Source organism: Halorubrum sp. FL23 (genome assembly GCF_052439115.2).
GTDB lineage: Archaea > Halobacteriota > Halobacteria > Halobacteriales > Haloferacaceae > Halorubrum > Halorubrum persicum.
Genome location: NZ_JBQVRO020000005.1, coordinates 180,846 through 202,083 on the forward strand (window position 1 = coordinate 180,846; position 21,238 = coordinate 202,083).

General features: G+C 68.1%; 18 protein-coding genes. 11 read left to right on the top strand and 7 right to left on the bottom strand.

The genetic code is table 11. The annotated features are described in order from the left end of the window. The first annotated feature begins 229 nt into the window (after positions 1–229). Complete coding sequence (gene gap, locus ACT4MF_RS08280; protein WP_099256503.1) at positions 230–1,282, top strand: type I glyceraldehyde-3-phosphate dehydrogenase; 1,053 nt, start codon at positions 230–232, stop codon at positions 1,280–1,282. A 100-nt stretch (positions 1,283–1,382) separates the two neighbouring features. Beyond that, complete coding sequence (locus ACT4MF_RS08285; protein WP_444682266.1) at positions 1,383–2,606, top strand: phosphoglycerate kinase; 1,224 nt, start codon at positions 1,383–1,385, stop codon at positions 2,604–2,606. Positions 2,607–2,688: 82 nt separating this feature from the next. Here ACT4MF_RS08285 and lrp read toward each other — a convergent pair whose 3' ends face one another. Next, complete coding sequence (gene lrp, locus ACT4MF_RS08290; RefSeq protein WP_004047126.1) at positions 2,689–3,150, bottom strand: HTH-type transcriptional regulator Lrp; 462 nt, start codon at positions 3,148–3,150, stop codon at positions 2,689–2,691. 126 nt (positions 3,151–3,276) lie between these two features. On the opposite strand from lrp, the gene glnA reads away from it, so the two are divergent. After that, complete coding sequence (glnA, locus tag ACT4MF_RS08295; RefSeq protein ID WP_099256505.1) at positions 3,277–4,647, top strand: type I glutamate--ammonia ligase; 1,371 nt, start codon at positions 3,277–3,279, stop codon at positions 4,645–4,647. 227 nt (positions 4,648–4,874) lie between these two features. Here the strand turns inward: glnA and ACT4MF_RS08300 are convergent, their stop codons facing one another. Next, positions 4,875–8,021, bottom strand: coding sequence for an adenosylcobalamin-dependent ribonucleoside-diphosphate reductase (locus tag ACT4MF_RS08300; protein ID WP_444682265.1), 3,147 nt, complete (start codon positions 8,019–8,021; stop codon positions 4,875–4,877). Positions 8,022–8,448: 427 nt separating this feature from the next. Between ACT4MF_RS08300 and ACT4MF_RS08305 the strand changes: the two genes are divergently transcribed. Then, the gene (locus ACT4MF_RS08305) at positions 8,449–8,688 is read left to right on the top strand and encodes a DUF8029 family protein (protein WP_099256507.1); all 240 of its coding nucleotides are present in this window, start codon (positions 8,449–8,451) and stop codon (positions 8,686–8,688) included. A 61-nt stretch (positions 8,689–8,749) separates the two neighbouring features. Here ACT4MF_RS08305 and ACT4MF_RS08310 read toward each other — a convergent pair whose 3' ends face one another. Together ACT4MF_RS08310 and ACT4MF_RS08315 are read right to left on the bottom strand one after the other, a co-directional pair. Then, positions 8,750–11,017 (bottom strand): CDC48 family AAA ATPase, encoded by a 2,268-nt coding sequence (locus tag ACT4MF_RS08310; RefSeq protein ID WP_444682264.1) that lies wholly within the window; start codon positions 11,015–11,017, stop codon positions 8,750–8,752. After that, on the bottom strand, positions 11,014–11,265 hold the full coding sequence (locus tag ACT4MF_RS08315; protein WP_099256509.1) for a DUF7127 family protein: 252 nt from the start codon (positions 11,263–11,265) through the stop codon (positions 11,014–11,016). Before ACT4MF_RS08315 ends, ACT4MF_RS08310 begins: the two co-directional genes overlap by 4 nt. 151 nt (positions 11,266–11,416) lie before the next feature. Here ACT4MF_RS08315 and ACT4MF_RS08320 point away from each other — a divergent pair, with 151 nt between their 5' ends. The 4 genes from ACT4MF_RS08320 (at position 11,417) to ACT4MF_RS08335 (ending at position 15,334) form a co-directional block, all read left to right on the top strand. Next, positions 11,417–12,199, top strand: a complete 783-nt coding sequence (locus ACT4MF_RS08320) for an alpha/beta fold hydrolase (RefSeq protein ID WP_444682263.1) — start codon at positions 11,417–11,419, stop codon at positions 12,197–12,199. 281 nt (positions 12,200–12,480) lie between these two features. After that, positions 12,481–13,209: a DUF2391 domain-containing protein gene (locus ACT4MF_RS08325; RefSeq protein ID WP_444682262.1), complete on the top strand. Its 729-nt coding sequence runs from the start codon at positions 12,481–12,483 to the stop codon at positions 13,207–13,209. A 67-nt stretch (positions 13,210–13,276) separates the two neighbouring features. Next, positions 13,277–13,657, top strand: coding sequence for an Hsp20/alpha crystallin family protein (locus tag ACT4MF_RS08330; protein ID WP_444682261.1), 381 nt, complete (start codon positions 13,277–13,279; stop codon positions 13,655–13,657). Positions 13,658–13,660: 3 nt separating this feature from the next. Next, positions 13,661–15,334 (top strand): ABC1 kinase family protein, encoded by a 1,674-nt coding sequence (locus tag ACT4MF_RS08335; protein ID WP_444682260.1) that lies wholly within the window; start codon positions 13,661–13,663, stop codon positions 15,332–15,334. Positions 15,335–15,411: 77 nt separating this feature from the next. On the opposite strand, the gene ACT4MF_RS08340 is transcribed toward ACT4MF_RS08335, so the two are convergent. The 3 genes from ACT4MF_RS08340 to ACT4MF_RS08350 form a co-directional block, all read right to left on the bottom strand. Continuing rightward, positions 15,412–16,563, bottom strand: coding sequence for a site-2 protease family protein (locus ACT4MF_RS08340; protein WP_444682259.1), 1,152 nt, complete (start codon positions 16,561–16,563; stop codon positions 15,412–15,414). Positions 16,564–16,844: 281 nt separating this feature from the next. Beyond that, positions 16,845–17,105, bottom strand: a complete 261-nt coding sequence (locus ACT4MF_RS08345; RefSeq protein WP_004047147.1) for a DUF7123 family protein — start codon at positions 17,103–17,105, stop codon at positions 16,845–16,847. Positions 17,106–17,440: 335 nt separating this feature from the next. Next, positions 17,441–18,310, bottom strand: coding sequence for a molybdopterin synthase (locus ACT4MF_RS08350; RefSeq protein ID WP_444682258.1), 870 nt, complete (start codon positions 18,308–18,310; stop codon positions 17,441–17,443). Between the two features lie 140 nt (positions 18,311–18,450). Here ACT4MF_RS08350 and pyrH point away from each other — a divergent pair, with 140 nt between their 5' ends. Genes pyrH through ACT4MF_RS08365 form a run of 3 tightly spaced genes read left to right on the top strand, consistent with a single transcriptional unit; the run spans position 18,451 to position 21,176 of the window. Beyond that, positions 18,451–19,176, top strand: coding sequence for a UMP kinase (pyrH, locus tag ACT4MF_RS08355; RefSeq protein ID WP_099256516.1), 726 nt, complete (start codon positions 18,451–18,453; stop codon positions 19,174–19,176). After that, positions 19,173–20,882, top strand: a complete 1,710-nt coding sequence (gene lysS / locus ACT4MF_RS08360; protein ID WP_444682257.1) for a lysine--tRNA ligase — start codon at positions 19,173–19,175, stop codon at positions 20,880–20,882. The genes pyrH and lysS overlap by 4 nt, the downstream gene beginning before the upstream one ends. Then, entirely contained in the window at positions 20,883–21,176 is a 294-nt protein-coding gene (locus ACT4MF_RS08365) for a DUF7573 domain-containing protein (RefSeq protein ID WP_444682256.1), read from the top strand. It abuts the gene before it with no gap. Positions 21,177–21,238 lie beyond the last annotated feature (62 nt).

Here is a 21,238-nt window from a genome sequence, read left to right on the forward strand (position 1 = left end):
GATAAGCCTTCTGTCCACGACCGTCTTCGCCGCCGCTCGGGGTCGTGCGGGCGGTACGCGGTGTGTTCAGCGCTCACTTCTCGCCGGCTCGGTCTCCCGGTCGGCCCGTCGAACCCCGCGAGCGGCGAGCCCCGGAAGAGAACCGACCGTCCGTAACAAAATCGAACGATAGTGACCGTCACGCGCCGACTCGGTCGGTTTTAAGTATCTGGGCTTACCTTTTTCGAACATGAGTAAATCATATCTCGCCGCGGCCGACGACGTGAGCGACGACGAAGTCGTCCGGGTGGGCCTCAACGGCTTCGGTCGGATCGGGCGGAACGTGTTCCGGGCGGTGCTCGAATCGCCGCGGATCGAGCTCGTCGGGATTAACGACGTGATGGACTTCGACGACATGGCGTACCTCGCGAAGTACGACACCGTCATGGGCCGGCTCGACGGCGTCGAGCGCGACGGCGACGCGCTGACGATCGGCGGCACCTCGGTCGACCTGTACAACGTGCAGGACCCCGCCGACCTCCCGTGGGACGAGCTCGACGTGGAGGTCGCGTTGGAGTGTACGGGCGTCTTCCGCACCCGCGAGGACGCGAGCGCGCACATCGACGGCGGCGCCGACACCGTGATCATCTCGGCGCCCCCGAAGGGAGAGAAGGAGGTCAAACAGCTCGTCTACGGTGTCAACCACGACGAGTACGACGGCGACGACGTGATCTCGAACGCCTCCTGTACGACCAACTCCATCACGCCGGTCGCGAAGGTGCTCGACAACGAGTTCGGTATCGACGCCGGCACGCTCACCACCGTCCACGCGTACACCGGCTCCCAGAGCCTGATCGACGGGCCGAAGGCGAAGACCCGCCGCGGCCGCGCGGCCGCCGAGAACATCGTGCCGACCTCGACGGGCGCCGCGGGCGCCGCACAGCAGGTCCTCCCGCAGCTGGAGGGGAAGATCGACGGGATGGCGATGCGCGTGCCGGTCCCGTCCGGCTCGCTCACCGAGTTCGTCGTCAGCCTCGACGAGACCGTCACCGAGGAGGACGTGAACGCCGCCTTCCGCGAGGCCGCCGACTCCGGCCCGCTCGCGGGCGTGCTCGGCTACACCGACGACGAGGTCGTCTCCAGCGACATCGTCGGGCTCCCCTTCTCCAGCTACGTCGACCTGCAGTCGACGAACGTCATCGCTGGCGGGAAGCTCCTGAAGATCCTCACCTGGTACGACAACGAGTACGGCTTCTCGAACCGGATGCTCGACATGGCCGCGTACGTCCACGACGAGGCGTGAGCGGCTGATCGCGGCCGGACGAGCGAACGCCCCGGCACCCCGGCGGCAACGTTCCCCCGGAGAACCACCGCTTAAATATTTCATCGACGACTGTTCACTCATGTCCACGTTCGACACCATCGACAGCCTCCCGGCAGACTCGCGCGTCCTCGTTCGGCTCGACCTCAACTCCCCCATCGAGGACGGAGAACCGCAGGACAACCGCCGGTTCGAGCGCCACGCCGAGACGGTCCGCGAGCTCGCCGACGCCGGCCACCGCGTCGTCCTGCTGGCCCATCAGGGCCGCCCGGGCCGGGACGACTTCACGTCGCTCGCCGGGCACGCCGACATCCTCGCGGACCACGTCGGCCGCGAGGTCGCCTTCGTCGCGGACACCTACGGCGACGAGGCGCTGGCGGCGATCGACGCGCTCGGCGCGGGCGAGGTGCTCCTGTTGGAGAACACCCGGATGTGCGACGACGAGCTCCCCGAGGAGTCGCCCGAGGCGAAGGCCGAGACGGAGTTCGTGACGACGCTCGCCCCGCGGTTCGACGCGTACGTCAACGACGCCTACTCGGCGGCCCACCGGAAGCACGCCTCGCTTGTCGGCTTCCCGCTCGCGCTCCCCTCGTACGCGGGCCGCGTGATGGAGACGGAGTACGAGGCCAACACCGCCATCGCGACCCGCGAGTTCGACGGCCCGGTGACGATGGTCGTCGGCGGGACGAAGGCGACCGACGTGATCGGCGTGATGGACGCCTTAGACGACCGGGTCGACCGCTTCCTGCTCGGGGGCGTCGCCGGCGAGCTCTTCTTGCGCGCCGCGGGGCACCCGGTCGGCCACGACGTGGGAGAGATGGACCTGTTCGACGAGCAGTGGGACGAGAACCGCGAGCTGATCGAGTCGGTGCTCGACGAGCGCGGCGACGAGATCCGGCTCGCGACCGACCTCGCGTACGAGGGCCCCGACGGCGACCGCGCGGAGGTCGCCGTCGACGACATCGACGAGAAGACGGAGGGGTACCTCGACGTCGGGTCGGAGACGGTGGCGGCCTACGAGCCGCCGATCCGCGAGTCCGACGCGGTGTTCGTGAAGGGCGCGCTCGGCGTCTTCGAGGACGAGCGCTTCGCGGACGGCACCGTGGGCGTGCTCGAAGCGATCGCCGAGACCGACTGCTTCTCGGTGGTCGGCGGCGGCGACACCTCGCGGGCGATCGAGATGTACGGGCTCGACGAGTCGGCGTTCTCGCACGTCTCGATCGCCGGCGGGGCGTACATCCGGGCGCTGACGGGCGAGCCGCTGCCGGCCGTGGAGGTCCTGGAGGCGGCGGCCGCGGAGCAGTAGGCGGGACCAGCGCGACCGGGAGTCGGATACGGAAAGGGGAGAGCGGAGGACTGACGACTCGTCCTCGTGCGCTCGGCGGCGACTACTCCTCGTTGAGGTCGAGGTCGAACTGTTCGTTTTCGGTGACGGGGTTGAGCACGACGCTGGTGTTCGATTCGCGGATGTCCGCGTCGGTGAGGATCGACTTGATCTGCTCGTTCATCCCGTCCGTGTCGGTGAACTTCCCGATGGCGATCACGTCGTAATCTCCCGTGACCTCGTAGACGCTCACCATCTGCTTCTCCTGCCGGAGCTTCTCGGTCACGTCGGGGAGCGCGCTCCCCTCGACTTTGAGCTGGAGCACCGCCGTCACGTCGTAGCCGAGCTTGTCGTAGTCGACGATCGGGGTGTACCCCCGAATCACCCCCTCGTCCTCGAGATCGCGGAGGTGGTTCGACACCGTCGTCACCGATACGTCGAGCTCGTCGCCGAGGCTTCTGAGACTCGCCCGCCCGTTGCTGAGAAGGGAGTTGACGAGTTTCGCATCGAGGTTTTCGTACGTCATCACACCTATCCACGTCGTCAGGGGTTTATAATTTTACGAACGTCCAGCATTTTTGCGCGACTGGCGGTTCATGCGCCAAGCGATAAGGCCTTTATACTGGCAGATAACGAATGAAACGTCCAGAACATGACGGACGAACACGCGAAACCGGACGGCGGCCTCACGGCCGAAGAACAGGCAGTACTCGACGAGATCGAAGAGAAAAACGTCGATTTCCTGCGGCTCCAGTTCACCGACATTCTCGGCGTCGTGAAGAACGTCTCCGTCCCCGCCCACCAGGCGGAGAAGGCGTTCACCGAGGGGATCTACTTCGACGGCTCCTCCATCGAGGGGTTCGTACGGATTCAGGAGTCGGACATGCGTCTCGTCCCCGACCCCGAGACGTTCGCGGTGCTCCCGTGGCGGAGCGACGGCAACGGCGACAGCGGGGCCGCGCGGCTCATCTGTGACATCGTGACCACGGAGGGCGAACCGTTCGTCGGCGGTCCGCGTCAGGTGCTCAAGCGCGTCCTCGAGGAGGCCGAGGAGATGGGTTACTCCGTCTCGATCGGGCCGGAGCCGGAGTTCTTCCTGTTCGAGAAGGACGACGACGGCAACGCGACGACGATCCCCCACGACAACGGCGGGTACTTCGATCTGGCGCCGAAGGACCTCGCGTCCGACGTGCGCAAGGAGATCATCTTCACCTTGGAGAAGATGGGCTTCGAGATCGAGGCCTCGCACCACGAGGTCGCCGAGGGGCAACACGAGATCAACTTCAAGTACGACGACGCGCTCACCACCGCGGACAACATCGCGACGTTCCGCGCCGTCGTCCGCGCGGTCGCCGAGCAGCACGACCTGCACGCGACGTTCATGCCCAAGCCGATCGCCGACATCAACGGCTCGGGGATGCACAGCCACATCTCGCTGTTCGACGAGGACGGCAACGCGTTCGCCGACGACTCGGACGAGTTCAACCTGAGCGAGACCGCCTACCAGTTCATGGGCGGTATCCTGAACCACGCGCCCGCGTTCACGGCCGTCACCAACCCGACCGTGAACTCCTACAAGCGCCTCGTGCCCGGCTACGAGGCACCCATCTACGTCGCGTGGTCCGACACGAACCGCTCGGCGCTCGTCCGCGTCCCCGACGCGGCCGGCGTCTCCGCGCGGTTCGAGGTCCGCAGCCCCGACCCGTCCTGTAACCCCTACCTCGGGATGGCGTCGCTCATCGCCGCCGGCCTCGACGGGATCAAGACGGAGGCCGACCCCGGCGACCCGGTCCGCGAGGACATCTACGAGTTCGACGACGAGAAGCGTCAGGAGTACGGCATCGAGACGCTGCCGCCGAACCTCGGCGCCGCGGTCGAGGAGTTGGAGGCGGACGAAGTGATGCAGGAGGCGCTCGGTCCGCACACCTCCGAGAAGTTCGCCGAGGCGAAGTCCCAGGAGTTCAGCGAGTACCTCACCCAGGTGTCCGAGTGGGAGGAGGACCGCTACCTGGAGACGTTCTGAGGCGACGACGCGGTTCGACGCCGGCGGTCTCTCCCGGTGTCTTTCAACTCTCTCGGTCTCTTGCGGCTCTCTCCTGCCGTCCGGTTTCGTTCCGCCGCTGTGTCGGTACCGACCTGCGTTCCGTGACGTGCGCGTAGCCCGAACGCGGTCGATAGCGGTGCGCAGTACACCACGGCAAGAAGCGAAAATCGCGTCGTCGAGCGTCCGTTACCGACGGCCGCTCCCGCCTAGCACTCCGACCAGCCGCACGACTCGCACGTCTTGCAGCCCTCGGAGTAGTAGAGATTCATCCCGCCGCACTCGGGACACTCGGGCGACTCGCCCGCCGCGATCAGTTCCTGCATCGCGTCGTCGGCGCCGGCCGCGTCGTCCGCGGTCTCGGGAGCGTCGGCGCCCGAAACGTCGGTCGCGGACGACGCGCTGACCGCGCCGCCGTCGGTCTGGCTCGGGGGTTCGGCGACGCCCTCCACGTCGTCGAGGCTCTGCTGTTGGGGGATCCCCTTGTCGATCTCGTCGTCGAGGTAGCGGCGGAGCGCGGTGCCGATCGCGTCCGGGATAGACTGGATCTGCTCGCCTTTGTCCCACGCGACCTTCGGGCTCCGGGTGCCCTGCAGCTCGTCGACGATCTCCTCGGGGTCGACGCCCGAGCGGAGCGCCGTCGAGATGACCTTCGCGAGCGCCTCGGTGAAGGAGTTGGTGTAGCCGCCGGAGTGGCCGATGTTCGCGAACAGCTCGAACGGCAGCCCCTTCTCGTCCTCGTTGATGGTGACGTACAGCTTTCCGTACCCCGTCTCGACCCGCTGCGTGACGCCGTTCAGGGAGTCCGGGCGCGGACTGCGTTCGCTGTAGTCGATCCGGGGCTGCTCGCTGGCCTCGAGCAGGTCCGAGATCTCCGCGTCGATCGCCCGCTGGACATCCTCGTTGTCGAGGAACGACTCGATGCCGCCGAACACCTCGCCGATCTGCTCGACGATCGCCTCGGCCGCCTCGCTCTCGTCGGCGAACTCCGTGTTCTTCGCGCGCGTCGTGAGCACCTGCTTCGAGCGGGTGCCGTCGCGGTAGACGGTGACGCCCTTGCCGCCGTGGTCGTAGATGTAGCGGTACACCTCTTCCATCTCCTCGGCGGTGGCGTCGTTCGGGAAGTTACACGTCTTCGAGATGGCGGAGTCGACGCCCTCCTGACACGCGCACTGGACCGCCGCGTGCTGCTTGCCGGAGAGGTCGCCGGTGACGACGAACAGTTCGCCGATGGCGTCCGGCACCGTCTCCAGGCCGTCAACGCCGTCGAACTCGTTCGTCGCCATCTGCTCTTGGGCCTCCTGTTTGACGGCGTCGACGTCGACGTCGTTCTCCTCTAAGGTGCGGAGGAAGTAGTCGTCGAACTCGACGAGCATCTCGTCGCCCTGCACGTCGTCGGAGACGTTCTTGTAGTAGGCGACGTTGTAGATGGGCTCACAGCCGCCGGTGGTGTTGCCGATCATCGACGTCGTGCCCGTGGGCGCGATCGTCGTCGTGTTGTGGTTGCGCACCGGGAAGCCATCTTCCCACTCGTCGGCGTCGAGGCCGGTGTAGTGCTCGAACCACTCGCGGTACTCGGTGGGGTTCGCGTACTTCGACTCCTCCCAGTCGTTGAACGTTCCGCGCTCCTCGGCGAGCTTGTGGGAGGTCTGCTTCGACGCGTGGTTGATGTGGGTCATCAGCTGGCGGGCGACCTCGTTGCCCGGCTCGGTGCCGTACTGGATCCCGAGCTGGATGTACAGCTGTGCGAGCCCCATGATGCCGAGCCCGATCTTCCGCATGTCGCGGACCTTCTGTTCGATCTTCTCGACCGGGAAGTCCGACATCGTGACCACGTTCTCCAGGAAGCGGGTCCCGTAGTCGATCCGCTCGTCGAACTCCTCGAAGTCGATCGCCTCCTCGAGGAAGGCGTCGATCGCCGCCGCCTGCGAGTCGTACTCGTCGGCGTGCGCCTCGGACCAGACGCGCCAGTCCGGCGCGTCCTGCGCCGCGAGCGTCGAGAGGTTGATGTGGCCGAGGTTACACGCCTCGTACTCCTCGAGCGGCTGCTCGCCGCAGGGGTTCGTCGCGAGGATCCGGTGATCGGGGTGCTCCTCGACGTCGAACGAGTGCTCCTTGTTCACGCGTTCGAGGTAGATGACGCCCGGCTCCCCGTTCTCGTGAGCGCCCTCGATCATGTCGTCCCACAGCTCTTGGGCGGGGATCGAGAGCTCCTCGCCGACCTCGACGTGCTCGCCGAGGCCGAACATGTCGTAGATCTCCTTCGTCTCCGGCGTCGCGATGTGCGGCTCCTCGGTGCGGGGGTTCGTGAAGGTGAACTCCTCGTCGTTGTACAGCGCCTCCATGAAGTCGTCCGTGACGCCGACGCTGATGTTGAAGTTCGACAGGTGGCCCTCGACCGCGTTGCGGAGGTGTTCGGGGACCTTCCCGTCGTCGTCGATGAGGTCGCGGGCCTCTTCCAAGGCGTCCGCGAAGGAGTTGTGGGTGAAGTCGTCGGGGTCGTTCAGCCGGAGCGAGTGCGCCAGCGAGACGTCCTTGTTCTTCGAGTGGATGAACTGGATGACGTCGGGATGGGAGACGCGCATGACGCCCATCTGCGCGCCGCGTCGCGCGCCGCCCTGCGCGATCGTCTCGCACATCTGGTCGAACGTCCGCATGAACGTGATCGGCCCGGAGGCGATGCCGCCCGTCGAGCCGACGGAGTCGCCGTAGGGGCGGAGCTTCCAGAACGCGTACCCCATGCCGCCGCCGGACTGGAACACCTCGGCCGCCTCCTTGGCGGTCTGGTGAATGTCGGTGATGTCGTCGTCGGGGGAGTCGACGAAGCAGGCGGAGAGCTGCTGGAGCTCGTCGCCCGCGTTCATCAGCGTCGGCGAGTTCGGCATGAAGGAGAGCTGTTCCATCCCGTCGCGGAACCGGTCCGCGGTCGCTTCGACGTGGTCGCGCACGCTCTCGGGCAGCTCGGGGACGACCGTGTCGTACGCGAACTTGTTGACGTTGTGCGCGGTGAGCGCCGTCTCGACCTCGTCGTCCGCGGTCGTGCCCGTGCCGAAGACCTCGGCGGCGAGCTCGTCGCGCCGCGGGTGGTCGGGCTTCAGCTGGTCGGGCGTGACCGTGACCTCGACGCCCTGTTTCTCGGCCTCGAAGACGGCCTCCGCGAGCGCGACGTTGCGCGCGACGCGGTCGAACAGCTCCTCGGGGTCTTCGATCGCCTCCCCGTCCGCGTTCTTCCGGAGGTAGCGCGCGGGCAGGATGTTGTGATAGGCGTTGGCCGTGAGACGCTCCTCCATCGTCTCGCCCGTGGTGCGTTTGATCGGCAGTTCGAGTTCGTCGGCGGCGACGCCGTCGCTGCTCATTCGACGGCCACCCCGCTCGGTTGGCGTGGGATATGGATCATCTGTAGTGTTGATGTACTGGCGAGGCGGGCCCTTGTACGTTCGGATGTTCGGACCCGACAGTCGCGATATGTACGATTCGTTATGCAACGTCCGTTCCGCGCGTCTGACGTTGGATTTCGGTACGTCGGCAACGAACGGACTCCGGACACATAAGCGTAGCCAGACCGGGGTGAAACTGATCGGCCACCGAGAAAACCGGGGTAATGAGCCGTCTCCCCACCGGAACAAAAGGGGGGTTTCGAGACGGCGATGCGCCGAAGGGTGCGGCGCGGTCCCGCGCTCACGGCCGACGGACCGGTGATCATTTGTCGTCGTTTGGCGAAGTTCTTGCTGCGAACCTGTCAGAGTTCGACAACTGGCCGCTCGAGCGCCCTCCCACAAACTTATGCCGGACCTCGCCGTGGACGCGGACATGACCACTTCGCTCGCCGCGCTCGCGGCCTCGATACCGCTTCAGGCCGGCATCCTCGGCAGCCAGACCGGACAGCTACTCGTCGCGCTCGTCGCCGTGGCAGTCGTGATCATCCTCGGGAAGTTCGTGTTGAAGCTCGCGTGGCGGCTCGTCACGATCGGGATCGTCGTCGTCGCCGTGCTCTACCTGCTGTCGACGCTGGGCGTCGTGTGAGCCGTCGGGTACCGTTGGAAAAATCGCCGCCGCGGACCGACGCTGACCGAAGCCGGGCCGACTACTGGAACGCCGTGCCGGGCTCGGTCTCCGCAGATTCGACCTCCGACCGGCGGAACTGCTGTTCGATCTCCTCGTAACGCTCGCGCGTCTCGGGGGTGACGCTCGGGTTCACCTCGTCCAGGGCGTCCTCGAAGTGCTGCATCGTGACGCGGACGTTGCCGACGGACTCGCCGACTTCCTCGCGCGTGACGCTGCCGATGAACTCCCGGGAGGCGTTCATCGACGCCTCGCGGGCCACCGCCTCGATGTCGGCGCCGACGTACCCCTCGGTCTTCCGAGCGATCGCGTCGAGGTCGACGTCGTCGGCCAGCGGCTTGTTCCGGGTGTGGACCTCCAGGATCTTCCGGCGCGCGTCCTCGTCCGGCACGGGGACGTGCACGTGGCGGTCCAGCCGGCCGGGGCGGAGCAGCGCCGAGTCGATGAGGTCCGGGCGGTTCGTCGTCGCGATGACGACCACGTCCTCCAGCGACTCGAGCCCGTCGAGCTCCGTCAGCAGCTGGGAGACGACGCGTTCGCCGACGCCGGAGTCACCGGAGTTCTTGCCGCGCTCGGTCGCGATCGAGTCGATCTCGTCGAAGAACACGATCGTCGGCGCGTTCTCGCGGGCCTTGCTGAACACCTCGCGGACGCCCTTCTCGGACTCGCCCACGTACTTGTTCAGCAGCTCGGGCCCCTTGATCGAGATGAAGTTCGACTCGCTCTCGTTGGCGACGGCCTTCGCGAGCAGGGTCTTCCCCGTGCCCGGCGGCCCGTACATCAGCACGCCCTTGGCGGCCTGCATGTCGAGCTCCTCGAACACTTCGGGGTACTCGAGCGGCCACTGGATCGTCTCGCGGAGCCGCTCTTTGATGCCCTCCAACCCGCCGACCTGCTCCCAGCTCACGTCCGGGACTTCGACGAACACCTCGCGGAGCGCGGAGGGTTCGATCCCCTTCATCGCCTCCTTGAAGTCGGACTCCGTGACCTGGATGGAGTTCAGCACGTCGGCGTCGATCTCGTCGCTTTCGAGGTCGATCTCGGGGCGGATGCGCCGCAGCGCGTGCATCGCCGACTCCTTCGCCAGCGATTCGAGGTCGGCCCCGACGAAGCCGTGCGTGTTCTCGGCGTACTCGTCCAAGTCGATCTCGTCGACCAGCGGCATGTTCCGCGTGTGGACCTGCAGGATCTCCTTCCGTCCGTCGCGGTCCGGGACCCCGACCTCGATCTCGCGGTCGAACCGGCCCCCGCGCCGGAGCGCGGGGTCGATGGCGTCGACGCGGTTCGTCGCCCCGATGACGACGACCTCACCGCGCTCTTCGAGCCCGTCCATCAGCGAGAGCAGCTGGGCCACGACGCGGCGCTCCACGTCGCCGCCGGCCTCCTCGCGCTTCGGCGCGATGGAGTCGAGCTCGTCCATGAAGATGATCGCGGGCGACTCCTCGGACGCCTCCTCGAACACCTCGCGGAGCTTCTCCTCCGACTCGCCGTAGTACTTCGACATGATCTCCGGGCCGGAGATCGTGTGGAAGTTCGCGTCGATCTCGTTGGCGACGGCCTTCGCGATCAGCGTCTTCCCGGTGCCCGGCGGGCCGTGCAGGAGCACGCCCTTCGGCGGGTCGATCCCGAGCCGCTTGAACAGCTCCGGGTGCCGCATCGGCAGCTCGATCATCTCCCGGACCTGTTCGAGCTCGCTGTCGAGCCCGCCGATGTCCTCGTAGGTCACGTCGGGACCCTCGCTCGCGGCGTCGCCGTCGCCGCTCGGCTCGGCCAGCTCCTCGGCGGGGACCTCGGAGATCTCGATCTCGGTGTCGTCGGTGATGACGACGGTGCCGGAGGGGGTCGTCGAGGCGACTTTCATCGGCACCGCCTGCGACTGGCCGCCCATCAGCCCGAACCCCATCGACGTGCGGATCGTCTGGCCCTCGGTCACCGGCTGCCCGGAGAGCTTGTCGCGGATGAACGGGGCGATCTGCCCGCGGACGCGGAGCTGGCTCGGGAACGCGATCGTCACCGACTCCGCCCGCGAGACGTCGACGTCCTCGACCGTCACGCGGTCGTCGATCCCGACGTTCGCCTCCTGGCGAAGTCGGCCGTCGATACGCACGACGCCGGTTCCGTCGTCTTCGGGGTAGCCGGGCCAGACGCGGGCGATCGCGGCCCCGTCCGGTCCCTCGACGCGAACGATGTCTCCGCCGGAGAGCCCGAGCTCCTCGGCGGCGACGCGGTCGATCGCCGCGAGGCGGCGTCCGGCGTCCTTCTGTTTCAGCGGTCTGACGGTGAGCTTCATCGCTGTCCCTCCACGGTGATCACGCCGTTCTCGACGACGACCGAATCGGCCTCGCCCGGGAGCTCGAACTCCGACTCGACGGGCTCGCCGTCTCCCTCGATCACGACGATCGCTGTCTCGCCGACGGTGTCGACGGAGACGTTCACGGCGTCGGCGCCCAGATCGGCGGCGACGACCCACCCGTCCTCGTACTCGTACCGGCGGAGCAACGCGCCGTCGCCGGTCGATCGGGTCTGTTGGTGATTCATGCTAACTACAAGTTAGGCGCGAGAGTATATAAATATATCGCCTAAAATCGCATGACGTGAGATATCGACGGCGTATCGGTAGTGTTGCGGTTCGGGGGTCGATCCGGGCGCGGCGGCGACCTTTATGAGGCGGCGCGCGGGACCAACCTCCATGGAGCGGGTCACACACCACGGGCGCGACACCGCCTACCGAATCTCCGACCGCGGCGGCGACGGACCGACGGTCTGTTTCGTCCATGGAAGCGGAGGGAGCAAAGACATCTGGAAGGCGCAGGCGCGCGTGAGCGACCGATTCCCCGTCGTTGCGCTCGACCTCTCGGGCCACGGCGACAGCGACGACGTGGACGCGCCGGCCGGGCGCGACGCGCTCGCGGAGTACGCGAACGACGTGGTCGCCGTCGCGGAGGCGACGGGCGCGACCGTCCTCTGTGGCAACTCGCTGGGGGGAGCCGTCGCGCTGTGGGTGGCGATGGAGCGCGACCTGTCGCTCGACGGGATCGTGCTCGCCGGCACGGGCGCGAAGCTCACCGTCGCCGAACCCCTCCGCACCGCGCTCGCGACCGACTTCGATCGGGCGATCGAACTGCTCCACGAGCCCGACCGGCTGTTCCACGACGCGCCGCCGGAGTACGCGGAGCTGTCGCGCGCCGGGATGCGGGCGTGCGGGCGCGCCGTCACCGAACGCGACTTCCGCACCTGCCACGCCTTCGACGTCCGCGACCGCCTCGACGAGGTCGCGGTCCCGTCGCTCGCGGTCGTCGGCGAACACGACGCGCTCACGCCCGTCGACTACCACGACTACCTCGCGGAGCGAATCGAGGACTGCGAGCGCGCGACGATCGAGGGCGCCGCGCACCTCGCGATGCTCGAACGGCCGGAAGCGTTCAACGCGGCGCTCACGGCGTTCTGCTCGCGGATTGACCCGGCGGCGTAGCGTCGGCTCGTCGTCCGCGCACGTCCTCAAAAAGCCGCGGCGAGCGAAGCGGTCGCCGGGGGCGCGCCCCGGAACGGGGACGCGACCCGCGTCCGGAAGCCGTCTGGACAGACCTCTGTTCGATACCACCTGATCGTCGGTCGCTGTTGGGCCCGGTCCTCGATATCTTCCGTACTCACCTCGTGTGCCACGATAGCACACCCCATTACTTAACTCGTTCGCCGCCGCCAGCCGCGAGGGCGCCGGCACGCTTTTTAAACCACGGTCTCGATCGACCCCCAATGGACGGCTCTCGCTCCGAGGGTGACGCCGATCACTCCGAGCCTCGCGGGGGGGCCGACTCCCCCGAGAGCGGCCCCAGATCAGACGCCGCACGCGAGCGGGACGCCACACAGGGTCCCGCAGACCCGGACATTAACGACCTGCTCGCGAAGCTCGACGCCCTGCGCGACACGGTCGACGAGGGGCACGAGCGCGAGGAGGTTCGCCAGACCATCTCGCTCGTCGAGCGGATGCCCGGGAGCGCCGCGTTCACCACGCGAATCACCAAGTACACGTCCCGCGACATGGCCGAGGCGTTCGTGGGGTCGGTCCTCTTCGCGCTCCCCCTGCTCGTTGAGGGGGGCGTCTTCGAGATCGCGGCGTGGTTCGCCGCGGTGACGCCGGGCGGCGTGCCCGTCCTCCTGCTCGCCCACGTGGGGTTCGTCCTGGTCATGACCGCCGGCCTGCTGTACTTCGCCGACTTCCGACAGATAGCGATCAGCCACCCGATACTCGGCCTCGTCCCGCGGCGCTACGCCGGCATCTTGCTCGTCTCCCTGTTTACCTCGGCGTTCATGCTGGCCCTCTGGGGCCGGCTTCACGAGGGGGATCCCACCGGGCTCGAACGGATCTCACGCGTGGCCGTCGTCTGGGCCGCCGCGGCGTTCGGCGCCGGACTCGGTGACATTCTTCCGGGGGAGTCGCAGGGAGAGGACATCAGCGAGCTCGATCTCGACTTCAGCGGCTAACCGGTCCCCGGCGGGAGCGTCCCCCCCTTTCCACACCTTTTTCGCCGCGGCGACCGTACTACTGTACATGTCAGCGTTACGCGACGCGCTCCGGGACCTCCCGGACGCGGTGTTTGCGGACCTGCTTGAATCCGACGAGGGGTACGTGCTCGTCGTCGACCTCCCCGGCGCCGCCGCCGAGACCACCGAGGTCCTCGCGGAGGACGGCCGGATCGCCATCGAAGGACGGCGCGAGAAGTCGGTCCCCGAGGGGTTCCGCTACGTGCGTGAAGACCGACCGCTGTTCCTCGACGTGGAGCTCCCCCTCCCCGGCGACGCGGACGGTAGCGGCGCCGACGCCGAGATGGACCGGGGGGTGCTCGAAGTGACGATCCCCAAGCGGACCGGCGGCACCTCCCGCACCATCCCGGTCGACGAGGCCGGGGACGACGAGGCCGACGGCGCCTGATGGGTGGTTACGCTGGTTAACCTCCGCGCATACTGGCGGTTCTTCGTGGTCATGCGGCAGTTCTCGCCGCTGATCGTCGCCTACTGGCGAGACCGGAAGCGGTACTTCCTGTTCGGCGGCGGCCGCGAGGTCGACCCCGAGACGCAGCGCGAACGCGCCGCCATCCTCCTCGACATCCTGCTCACGCTCGGGCCCACGTTCATCAAGCTCGGACAGATCCTCTCGACGCGGCCGGACATCCTCCCGCCGGCGTACATCGAGGTGTTGGAGGGGCTCCAAGACGACGTGCCGCCGGCCCCGTGGGCGGAGTCGAAGACCGTCCTCGAAGACGAGCTCGGTCCGGTCGACGAGACGTTCGACGACTTCGACCGGGAGCCGATAAGCGGCGCGAGCCTCGGGCAGGTGTACACCGCGCGCTACGAGGGGACCGACGTGGCCGTCAAGGTCCGGCGACCGGGGATCGAGTCGCTCGTCGAGGCCGACCTCCGGACGATCCGGTGGTCGATCCCGCTGGTCCGGCGGTTCATCGGCAGCGGGCGGGCCTTCTCCTTGGAGAACCTCGCGGACGAGTTCGCGAAGACGATCCGCGAGGAGATGGACTACGACCGCGAGCGGGAGATGCTCGAGGAGATCCGCGCCAACTTCGCGGACGAGGATCGGATCCGGATCCCCGCCGCCTTCGAGGCGGTCTCCGGCCCGCGCGTGCTCACGATGGAGTACATTCCGGGGACCAAGATCAGCGACACCGGCGCCCTCGACGACGCGGGGATCGACCGGAACGCCATCGCAGAGACGCTTCAAGAGGTGTACCTCCAGATGATCATCGAGGACGGCGTGTTCCACGCCGACCCCCACCCCGGGAACCTCGCGGTCGACGAGCGCGGGGCCGTGATCTTCTACGACTTCGGGATGGCCGGACGCGTGGACCCGTTCATCCAAGAGAAGATCGTCGACTTCTACGTCGCGGTCGCCCGGCAGGACATCGACGGCATCCTCGATACGCTGATCGCGATGGGGACCCTCTCGCCGGAGGCCGACCGCGACGTGATGGGGAACGTCATGGAGCTGGCCATCGCGGACGCCAGCGGGGAGGACATCGAACAGTACCAGGTGAACCAGATCATCGAACAGGTGGAGTCGACGATCTACGAGTTCCCGCTGCGGCTCCCGCCGAACCTCGCGCTCGTGTTGCGCGTCGCGACCGTCGTCGAAGGGGTCTGCGTCACGCTCGACCCCGAGTTCGACTTCATCTCGACCGCGACGGAGTACCTCAAGGAGGAGGGGTACTACGAGCAGACCGCCCGCAACCTCGCGGAGGACGCCGGACAGCAGGCCCAGAAGACGGCGGAAGCGCTGTTCACGGTTCCCCCGAAGGCCGACGACTTCCTCGACCGGGCGAACCGCGGCGACCTCCACGTCGACGTCACGATCGACGACGGCTCGAACGTCCTCGACAAGCTCGCGATGCGGATCGCCTACTCGGTGCTGCTCGCCGTCGGCGTGCTCTCGGCGACGATCCTCTACTCGTTCGCCCAGTCGTGGCGGCTCGCGGCGGTCGTCCTCCTGCTCGCCGCCCCGCTCGCCGTCGCGCTCTACCGCTCGTTCCGGAGGAAGCGCGGGCTCCGCGCGACCCCCCAGTTCACCAGACAGGGGATGAAGAAGCGACGCGAGGACTGACCCAGCTCACGGCGGGAGCGGCCCGCCGACCGCACGTTCCGGAGACCAGACGCGCTGCCGGCCGCGCCCCGATGCCCTTACGCCCCGACGACTTCGATCGGAACGAGGAGGAAACAGAGCGCCCCGACCACGAACGTCCCGATCCCGACGGCGAGGCGGGCCCAGTCGAGCCGCTCCTCGTCGGCCGGGTTCGCGGGGCCGTTGAACGCGATCACGAGCGAGAACACCCCCCAAAACGCCCAGAGCCCCACGGACTGGTCGAGGCCGAAGCCGCGCCAGAAGTAGAGGTAGGCGGCGATCGTGAAGAGGGCCCCGGGGACCAGCGCCGCGACGGTCTCCTGTCGCGGGCCGACCATGGCCCGGACCATGTGCCCCCCGTCGAGCTGTCCGACCGGGAGGAGATTGAGCAGGGTGAAGAACATCCCGACCCAGCCGCCGATCACCACCGGGTGGGCGGAGAGGGACGGATCCTCATATGCCGTCGGCTGACCGAGGAGGTCGGCGATGAGCCCCAACAGCGGGGGGTTGTTGAAGCGGATCACCGGCCCGGAGGCGTTCGCGATCTCGGCCGGGACCCGGATCGGGTCGAGCGAGAGCCCGATCGCGGTGACGACGACGGTCGCGACCAGCCCGGCGATCGGGCCGGCGACTCCGATGTCGAACAGGGCCTTCCGCGAGGGCATCCGGCCCCGCATCCGGATGATCGCTCCGAGGGTGCCGAACGGGAAGATGAACGGGATGACGTACGGCAGCGAGACGTCGACGCCGTGGTAGCGTCCGGCGACGTAGTGGCCGAGCTCGTGGGTCATCAGGACGCCGAGCACCGCGGCGGTGAACGGCCACGCCCGCAGCATGACGAGCGGATCCGCCGCGATCTCCTCCCAGCCGATGTAGTACCACCCGTACGCGCCCACGAACAGCGTCGACAGGACCGTCGCCGCGAACATCGCGACGTTGACCCACGGGACCCCGTCGCGCCCGCGGTCGAACGGCGTCGCGACGACGACGTGCCCCCCCTCGACCGCCTCCAAGTCGACGTCGTATCCGGCGTCGCGGAACCCCGGAACCAGCTTCCGCAGCAGCGTGCGCTCCGGGATATACGACTCCCCGACGTACCGAACGCGACCGTCTTCCCGGCGCACCTCGTCGACCCGGAAGAACGTCCGGAGCGGCTCCGGACGCGGAACGTCGGACGCGCCCGACGGCTCCCCGTCCTCGTGTTCTGGCATCGTCGGTCGTAGCTGGTCGGCGAGTATAAACCCCGCGTCGGGCGAAGCGGCTCTCGGTCGGGTCGACAGAGAGGTCCGAGCCGTGCGGATCGAGCGACGCGCGGCCTTCAGCGGGACGAGAGTGAGGAAGCGGTCGCGGGCGAGACGGGGGAGAACGGAGAGTGGGGAGCGGTACTGGGGTTGAGAGCGGAGCTCAGTGGCAGGGACCGAAGGGAGTCAGTCCGTCGATGCGGGGACGCGCACGGGCGCGCTGTTCGGCCGCGGCGGGACGCTCCGGACGGTCAGGCCGGCTCGACGCGCCACGTCGTCGCGCCGGTGTACGACCACTTCTCGACGGTGAGCTCCGTGGCGGAGTCGCGGAGCTTCACCATCAGGGCGCCGATCTCCTTCGGCGAGAGCTCGACGTCCTCGGAGATGAACTTCCCCTTGAAGTACATCTCACCGTCCTCCGCGCGGTCGAGCAGGTACCGCTTCAGCCGCTCTTCCTTGCTGAGGTCGTCGGTCGTTGTCGCGGTCGTGGAGGGGTTTGCAGTCGCGCTCATGGTACACTCCCTGCTTCTCCCCGGAGGATGTTATAAAGGTAAGACCGTTGGGGGGTGTTCAGTAGCTTTCATCGCGTTTCAGGCGACGACGGGGGAGTAAAAGGTGTCAGACGGATCGTTCACAAGTATTTCAGAATCGGTTAGACGTTTTATAACTGTCTCAGAATCCTTCGATATGGATCGTCGGTAGCCAAGCGATTCCGGTTCGTTCGGCGTGAGGACCCGTCGTGTACCGGCAGAAAGATCCGCAACGAGACGGCCAACGCCCTCGTCCGCGCGCGGTCGCCCCCACGTCCGTGGCCACTCAGAGCGCTCGCAACCCGGCGCCGCCGGGACTACTCCCGCCGGTGGACCCAGAACTCCTCGGCTTCCGTGGTCTCCTTCTTGAATATCGGCACCTCGTCTTTCAGCCGGTCGATCCCGTCCTCGACGGTCCGGAACGCCTCCCGGCGGTGGCCGGCGAGGACGACGACGAACACGATGTCCTCGCCCGCCTCGATGACGCCGGTCCGGTGGTGCATCCGAACCTCGAACACGCCGTCGCGCTCGGCCAGCTCGGCCGCGATGCCGTCCATCCGCTCCGCCGCGACCCCCTCGTACTTCTCGAACGCGAGATGGGTCGTCCGGTCGTCGTCGGGTGCGTCGCGCGCCCGAACGCGCCCGGTGAACGTCGCGATGGCGCCGGCGCGGTCCGCGTCCGCAGACGCCTCCACGCGACTCACGAGCGTCTCCCGGGTGATCCACGGCTCCGCGTCTGCCAACTCCGCGACGAGCCCGGTGAGGGCGATCTCGTCGGGCGCGTCGGCGGCGGCGACGACCGGGCCGGGGACGTCACCCGGTTCCGCGTCGGCACCGAGCAGGACCGTCGGGACGCGCAGGCGGGACTCGCCGACGGCGACGAGATAGTCGTGATCGGGCGCGAGCCCGTCGAGGAGATCGTCGAACCCGCCGACGCGGCCGCGTCCCGTCCACGACCCGTCGGAGCCGAGCGCGAGCGTCGTGTCTGCGGTCGGCGACGCTACCCCGTCGCCGTCGCCTCGTCCCACCGCGACACCGCCGTCGGTCGCCTCGGAGTCGGCGGATCGGCGGGTACCCTCCCCCGTCTCCGTCTCGCAGTCGACGACCGCCACTCGTCCGTCGAGCCGATCCGCGAGGCGTCCCGCGAGGTCGGTCGCTCCCGGCCCGACGATCGAAATCGGTTGCATACTCGAAGGCGGGCTGCGAGCGGCTTAGGCGTTTCCCGGCGGCAGGGCCGGTCTCGCCCGTGTCGCCGATCTCCCGTTTCCGCCTTCCCACCTGTTCCGCTTGATAATCCTTAAGACCGCGACAGGGGTATTCCGCCGTAATGAGAGTCGTCGTTTCTATCGGCGGGAGCGTGCTCGCGCCGGATCTGGACTCCGACCGGGTGGCCGCGTACGCCGAGGCGATCGAGCGGCTGGTGGCCGACGGCTGCGAGGTCGGCGTCGTCGTCGGCGGGGGTGGTGTCGCGCGCGAGTACATCGAGACCGCGCGCGACTTGGGCGCGAACGAGGTCGAGCTCGATCAGCTCGGCATCGGAACCACCCGGCTCAACGCCCGCCTGCTGATCGCCGCGCTCGACGACGGCGCGAACCTCTCGCCGGCGACGGGGTACGAGGAGGCGGCGGCCGCCCTCCGCCGCGGAGAGGTGTCGGTGATGGGGGGGATGACCCCCGGTCAGACCACGGACGCGGTCGCTGCCGCCTTCGCGGAGTCGATCGACGCCGACCTGCTGGTGTACGCGACGAGCGCTAACGGCGTGTACGACGCCGACCCCAACGCCGACCCGGACGCGACCCAGTTCGGGTCGATGTCGCCGGCGGAGCTCGTCGACATCGTCCTCCCCATGAGTCGGAACGCCGGGGCGTCCGCGCCCGTCGACCTGCTCGCGGCCAAGCTGATCGACCGGGCGGGTATCCGGTCGATCGTCCTCGACGGTACCGACCCGAGCGCGGTCGTCGACGCGGTGCTCCGCGGTAGCCACACCGGAACCGACGTGATTCCGACCGGGAGCGACGAACCGACCTACTGGACGGGGGCGAGCGACGCGTGAGCGACGCCGACTCACCCCACATCCTCTCCGAGCAGGGGAGCGAGGCCGGCGGCGCAGGAGGCGGCGCCGACGGAATCGACGAGGACGGCGGCGAGGAGTTCCACGCCTTCTGGGCCGACGTGGTGGCGGACGAGGTAGAGGCGCGCGACCCGGACGAGCCGATCGTGATCAAGGGGGGCGTCTCCCCCTCTGGGGTCGCGCACCTCGGCAACTTCAACGAGATCATCCGGGGGTACTTCGTCGCGGCGGTGCTTCGCGAGCGGGGCCACGAGGTCCGGCAGGTGTTCACCTCCGACGACAAAGATCCGCTCCGCAAGCTCCCGCGGAAGCTGGCGAACGCGGACGGCGAGATCGTCGGGCTCGGCGAAGTGGACGCCGGCGCGCTCGGCCGGAACCTCGGGAAGCCGTACACCGCGATCCCGGACCCGTTCGGCGAGCGCGAGTCGTACGCCGCCCACTTCGCCGCGCTGCTGAAGGCCGACGCCGACCGGCTGGACATCCCGGTCGAGATGGTCTCGAACACGGAGCTGTACGCCGACGGCGACTTCGACGACGTGACCCGGACCGTCCTCTCGGATCTCGACGGGGTCCGCGAGGTGCTCTCGAAGTACCAGGATAAGGTCGACGGGGAGTACGTCCCGTTCAACCCGGTGTGCGCCGAGTGCGGGAAGATCACGGAGACGGTGACGAGCGTCGACGCCGACGCCGGGACCGTCGCGTACGTCTGCACCGACATGGAGGTCGGCGACAACGTCATCGAGGGATGCGGCCACGAGGGAACCGCCACGTTCCGCGAGGGGAAGCTCCCGTGGCGGCTGGAGTGGCCCGGCCAGTGGGACGTGCTCGGCGTCGACTTCGAGCCGTTCGGAAAGGACCACGCGGAGGGCTCGTGGCCCTCCGGCGTCGACGTGGCGCGGAACGTGTTCGGGAGCGAGCCGCCGGTGCCGATGGTGTACGAGTGGTTCACGCTCAACGGCGAGCCGCTCTCCTCGTCGGCCGGCAACATCGTCACCGTCCCCGAGCTGCTCGAGCTCCTCGAACCCGCGGTGCTCCGGTACTTCTTCGCGCTCCACCCGAAGAAGGCCCGAGACCTGGACATCGAGCGGCTCGACCAGCTCGTCGACCGCTTCGATCGGTTCGAGCGCGCGTACTTCGGCGAGGTCGACGACGAAGACCTGACCGCCTTCGCCGAGCGCGCCTATCCGTTCGTTGTCGGGCGCGCGGACGACCCGCCCGAGGAGAAGCCCGTCCGGCTCCCGTACACCTTCGCGGCCGTGCTCGGGATGGTCGACGACCCCGCCTTCCGCGAGCGGCTCGCCCGCGACGAGGGGCACATCCCCGACGACGCCGACGACGAGACTGTCGAGGCGGCGCTGGCCCGCGTCGAGAAGGCGCGCAGCTGGGCGGAACGCACCGGCAACGAGTACGACTACCGGCTTCAGACGGAGCTGCCCGACGTGGACTTCGACGATGACGTCGCGGCCGCGCTCGACGATCTCGCTGACTTCGTCGCTGCGGGCAACGACGGCGACGCGATCCAGTCGGAGATGTACGAGACGGCGCGCGCACACGACGTAGAGGTGAGCGACTTCTTCGCCGCCGGCTACCGCCTCTTCTTCGACGACACCCAGGGGCCGCGGCTCGGCGAGTTCCTGGGCGAACTCGAGCGCGACTACGTCGTGGCGCGGCTCCGGCGGGAGGCGTAGATGCCCGAGGACCGCTCGCTCGACGAGTTCGGCGGAGCGGGCGCGGACACCGGCGCGGCCGAAACCGAGACGGCCGGGGGCACAGACGACGAAACCGAGACGACCGAGACCCCAGACGACGACTCCTCATCCGCGGAGCCGGACGACGGGGAGAGTGTCGAGGAGCCGACGCCCGCCACGGCGACGGCGACGTGGACCGCCGGCGGCGCCGACTGCGAGCGGTGCGGCGACCGCGTCGAGCGCCGCTGGCTCGACGACGGGGACCGCGTCTGCCCCGACTGCAAGTCGTGGTGACGCCGGTCAAAGTTTAATACCTCCCGGGGACTGCCGTTAGTTACGCCAGAAATTGTTCGAGG